The 4,912-nt window shown below is 26.6% G+C and carries 5 protein-coding genes and 1 pseudogene; all 6 read right to left on the bottom strand.

Going from position 1 to position 4,912, the window contains the following annotated elements:
- Positions 1–37 precede the first annotated feature (37 nt).
- Positions 38–1,126 (bottom strand): DUF1493 family protein, encoded by a 1,089-nt coding sequence (locus Q0J90_RS08685; RefSeq protein ID WP_297277528.1) that lies wholly within the window; start codon positions 1,124–1,126, stop codon positions 38–40.
- A 151-nt stretch (positions 1,127–1,277) separates the two neighbouring features.
- Positions 1,278–3,269, bottom strand: coding sequence for an NAD-dependent DNA ligase LigA (ligA, locus tag Q0J90_RS08680; RefSeq protein ID WP_297277527.1), 1,992 nt, complete (start codon positions 3,267–3,269; stop codon positions 1,278–1,280).
- 332 nt (positions 3,270–3,601) lie between these two features.
- On the bottom strand, positions 3,602–3,925 hold the full coding sequence (locus tag Q0J90_RS08675; RefSeq protein ID WP_297277526.1) for a hypothetical protein: 324 nt from the start codon (positions 3,923–3,925) through the stop codon (positions 3,602–3,604).
- Positions 3,926–4,102: 177 nt separating this feature from the next.
- Positions 4,103–4,246: a hypothetical protein gene (locus Q0J90_RS08670; protein ID WP_297277525.1), complete on the bottom strand. Its 144-nt coding sequence runs from the start codon at positions 4,244–4,246 to the stop codon at positions 4,103–4,105.
- 17 nt (positions 4,247–4,263) lie between these two features.
- Complete coding sequence (locus tag Q0J90_RS08665; RefSeq protein ID WP_297277524.1) at positions 4,264–4,431, bottom strand: hypothetical protein; 168 nt, start codon at positions 4,429–4,431, stop codon at positions 4,264–4,266.
- Positions 4,432–4,483: 52 nt separating this feature from the next.
- Positions 4,484–4,912: pseudogene (locus tag Q0J90_RS08660) on the bottom strand (MerR family transcriptional regulator); the annotation flags it as partial.

Below are 4,912 nucleotides of genomic sequence, written 5' to 3'. Positions count from 1 at the left end.
AAAATACCTCCTAATTAGTTTAAATTAAATTTCAATATCATTTATCACATGCACAAAATTTACAATCCAAATTACATTTATGTAAATTATTGTATATCAAATATTTAATATCATTTATTTCTAAAATATATATTTCTTTGCTCATTATATTTTTAATATCTCTTAATAACTCTATATAACAGCAGAAATTATTTTTTAAATATGCATCCGCTTTTAACACAATTTTAGCCTTTTCTCTTTGAAAGTCAAAATATGCTGGTCCGTATGTAAACTCCCACCTTATACCTAAATGACCAAGAGCTGATATTATTTTCTGAATATCTTTTACTTTTTTTACATTATTATTAAATAAACTATTAGAATCAAACATTTCATTTATAATACCGTCTGCTTCTTTAAAGTTTGAATCCTTTATATAATAATTACATAAAACTATATTAATATAAATTAAAGTTTCTAATGAAAGTTCATATAGATTATTGATTAAATAAAATTCTTTCAATGAATTCTCAAAAAGTTTTATTCTTCTTATGTGTTGTATCAATATTATAGGAGGAAAATAAAGAGGAAAATAAAAATGTATTTTATTATTACTTTGTTCAAAATCATATTTTTTGATATAATAATTGTTTAAATCTTGAGCTTGTTCTTTTAATGTATTTAATTCTTCTAATTCAAAATCATCATTTATTCTGCTGTTTTTTATTTTTACATCTAATCTATATATTATATCTATCATATTTGATATTTTATTTCTCAATTCTGATATTTTTTCTTCTTTAGTCTGCAGTGTTAATATTTTATAAGTTTCAAGTTTCTCAATAATACGCTCCAATTTGTCATTCATTTTTAAGATGAGATATTTAAATACATTAGCATATATATAATTATTCATTTTTTCACTATCGCTTAAAGGACATTTTGATTTAAATAATTTAGATGATTCACTTGACAATATGGCAGCTTTTAATAATTCTGAAGCTCCTTTAACAATATAATTATCTTTATCTGATAAATTATTGAAATTTAGAATACTAAAATTATCTAAATTTTCAGTTAAAACTCTCTTTTCTTCTTCTCTGTTTATTAAATCAAACATTACACTATTAATTATATTTTTTTCCATATTATACCTTACATTATTTATATTTAATATTATATACAAATATAATTAAATATCAATAATAAATAATATATTTTTATATAAAAAGCAAAAAATAAAGACTGTAAATAAAATATTCAGAGCCTTTATATATTTATAATTTTTATTTTAAGTATTATCCATTAGCAAGCTTTATAAACTCATCAGCTTCCATTATTTCTACGCCTAAATCCTGAGCTTTTTTAAGTTTGCTTCCTGCTTTCTCACCAACAATTAGAATGTCTGTGTTTTTGGATACAGCGGATTGAACTGTAGCACCTAATCTCTCTGCAGCTTCTTTTGCAGAATTCCTTGTAAAGCCTTCTATTGAACCTGTTATTACAACATTCTTACCAGTGAGAGGTGATTCCACTGTTACAACTTTTTCAAATACCGGATTAACTCCTGCAGCAAGTAAATCATCTATTAGTTTTAATGTCTTTTCATTATGAAGATAATCATAAATACTTTTAGCACTTATCTCGCCTATGCCTTCAATATTTTGTAAGTCTTCAATAGTAGCTTTTTTGAAATTCTTTATTGATGTAAAATATTTAGCAAGTAAGTCAGCAGTAGTTTCCCCAACCTGACGAATACCTAATGCATATATAAATCTTTTTAAAGTAGTGTTTTTACTGTTCTCAATAGATTCAAGCATGTATCCTGCCAATTTTTCGCCCATTCTTTCAAACTTGAATAAATCATCTCTTGTTATCTTGTAAAGATCAGCTGGAGTTTTAACAAGTCCGCTTTTTGTAAATACTGCAATCCACTCTTTTCCTATTCTCTCCATATTCATAGCAGGCTTTGAAACAAAATATTCTATGTATCTAGTTATCTTGCTTGGACATTCTTCATTGATACATCTTACAATTACATCGCCGTCAGTTACTGCAGTATCTCCTCCGCAAACAGGACATTTTTTAGGAAATTCGAAACTCTTACTATCTGCAGGACGTTTTTCTAATACCACTCTTGTAATCTTTGGTATAACATCTCCAGAGCGAATAACTACAACAGTATCACCTATTCTTATATCTTTTGATTTTATCTCATTAGGGTTATGAAGCGTAACATTTGAAACAGTAACACCTCCAACTTGTACAGGCTCTAATTTGGCAACTGGCGTCAATGCTCCAGTACGTCCTACTTGAACCTCAATATTTTTTAATACAGTTTTTTTTTCTTCAGGCTTGAATTTAAAAGCTACTGCAAATCTTGGGGCACGTGATAAAAATCCTAATTTCTCCTGATGCTTAACATCATCAACTTTTATTACAAGTCCGTCAATCTCATAATCCATTTTACTTCTTTTTTCTTGTATATCATAATAAGTTTCTAATACTTTTTTAGCATCAATATTTGGATGAACGCCTTCAACTGTGAATCCTAATTCTGATAAAAACTCCATTGATTTATATTCATTAGTTAAATCAAAATCTTTATAATTGGCAATCTGATAAGCAAAGAATTTTAATCTTCTCTTTTTGCTTTCAGCACTGTCTAATTGTCTTAATCCTCCGGAAGCTGCATTTCTAGCATTGGCAAAAGGTATCTCTTCAAGTTCTTCTCTTTCTTTATTTAATGCCTCAAAATCTTTTTTTGTTATTAATGCTTCGCCTCTTACAATGAGTTTCTTTTTCTCTTTTATACTTTTAGGAACATTATTCATCATCTTAACATTATTAGTAACATTCTCGCCAACCTGTCCGTCGCCTCTTGTGCTTGCAACTGTGAGTTTTCCTTTTTCGTAAATAAGCTCTAAAGCAAGACCGTCAAATTTATTTTCAACAGTATATTTTATTTTACTTGCATTAAGTTCCTTTTGCATTCTATTATCAAACTCCAAGAACTCCTCTTCATTCATAACATTAGAAAGAGAGTACATAGCAATAGGATGCTCAAATTTCTCGAACTTTTCTAATATAGTGCCACCAACTTTATTAGTAGGGCTGTCATCTTTTTTTAATTCCGGGAACTCTCTTTCAAGATTTTCTAATTCCCTGAAAAGTTTATCATATTCATAGTCTTCTATTTCAGGGTTATCATCTGTATAATAAAGTTTGTTATGGTAATTAATAGTTTCTGTTAATTGTTCAATTTTTTGTTTAGCTTCTTCTTTATTCATTTTTACCTCATAATTAATTTAATATCTATAAATTATTTCATTCTATTATAATATAAAACAGATTGAATTCAATATTTTAAATTGATAAATGAGATATTAAAATTTAATACATAAAAAACTGCCTTAAAATAATAAGACAGTTTTTATATAATCCACCAATCTCATATATAGATATAATCACAAAATCATAATTAGTATCCTTCAAAGCCTCATCTAGTAACTGCTCCTTTGCAACTATAATATCATTTCTGCTAAGATAAAGACTTTGAAGAATATTACATTATGATACTAATTTTATAACTGCTTAATTATTAAAAAATAATAATTAATAGTTACTGTTTTGTCCAAGCTCCATTAAAATCGCCTGTTCCATTAGCTTCTGTTTTGCTTGTGAATGTTATATTACCAGCACTTGACCCACCACCATTTAGAAGCATCAAAGTTAAAAATTGTGCTTTTGTTTCTGGAATATTTCCGCTTATTGTATATGTTTTATTATCTTTACTTATAGTTTTTGCTGATGTATCTACTGAAAAACTTCCGCCGCTTCCTACCCAAGTTCCTCCCAAATCATAAAAATTAAAACCCTTGTTGCAAGACATACTAAAAGCTGATAATAAACTTAAAGCTAAAATAGTAGTGATTAGTTTTTTCATTTTGTTTTCTCCTTGAAAATTATTAATGATTTAATAATAAACTCTATTATTAATTAGACAATATTTAACAAATTAATAGTTAATATTGCCCCTAGGGGAATTGATATAATTTTTAATATTGTTACAATATTTAATCCGACAACTAAATAAAGCAAGTATTAAAGTTATACAATCAAATTATTTATCTTTATTTTGATTAGGATTCAGCTGCTTGCCTCTGTTACCCTGATTCTGGTCATATCGTATATTGTTTCCGTTATTTCCTTTATTAGGGTTTTGCATATCCGCTTCATTATTAGGGTGCTTAATTTTATCAGCCATAATTTTCCTCCTTAAAATTATTTTTTATCATTGTTATTACTTTGCTGATTTGCTGGGTTTAATGGGTTTTTCTGCCAGCCTGTATTACCATTAGCTTTATCATAGGTAATGTTTGTTCCATCTGTGCCTTTATTGGCATTTACCATATCCGCTTCATTGTTTGGATGTTTCTTTTTTTCACTCATACTTATACTCCTTAAAATTATTTTTTATATTTAATTATTAAAGATTATAACTTTAATACTTGCCTGATATATCATCAATATAATTTGAAAATTTCTCTCTATCAAAAATATTATTAATCTCATCATAGCAATTACATGCACTAATCAAAATAAGTATAAAACCTATAATATTTACATCTTCATCATTTTTTAAATTAGAATCTTTATACTGACTTATAATATCTTTTATATATTCATCATTTAAATTATCTATACTGAAATTATTGCAGAAATATTTTTTGCAATTTTTTATTACTGTTATTATTAAATCTGTTTCTTTTTTGTTTATATTCTCTATTATGTTCATCATATTTGTTAAATCCTCTTTCTTTACAATATCTCTTTTCAAAAATATTAAGCATTCAGGAATATTATCAAATATAATTTTTTTAATATCAGGTATTTCAAGTCCTAATGCTTTTAAACGAAGTATCTCTCTTAC

The sequence above is a fragment of the uncultured Brachyspira sp. genome, assembly GCF_944390595.1.
Lineage (GTDB): Bacteria > Spirochaetota > Brachyspiria > Brachyspirales > Brachyspiraceae > Brachyspira.
This window is presented reverse-complemented; position numbering and strand designations above follow the sequence as displayed.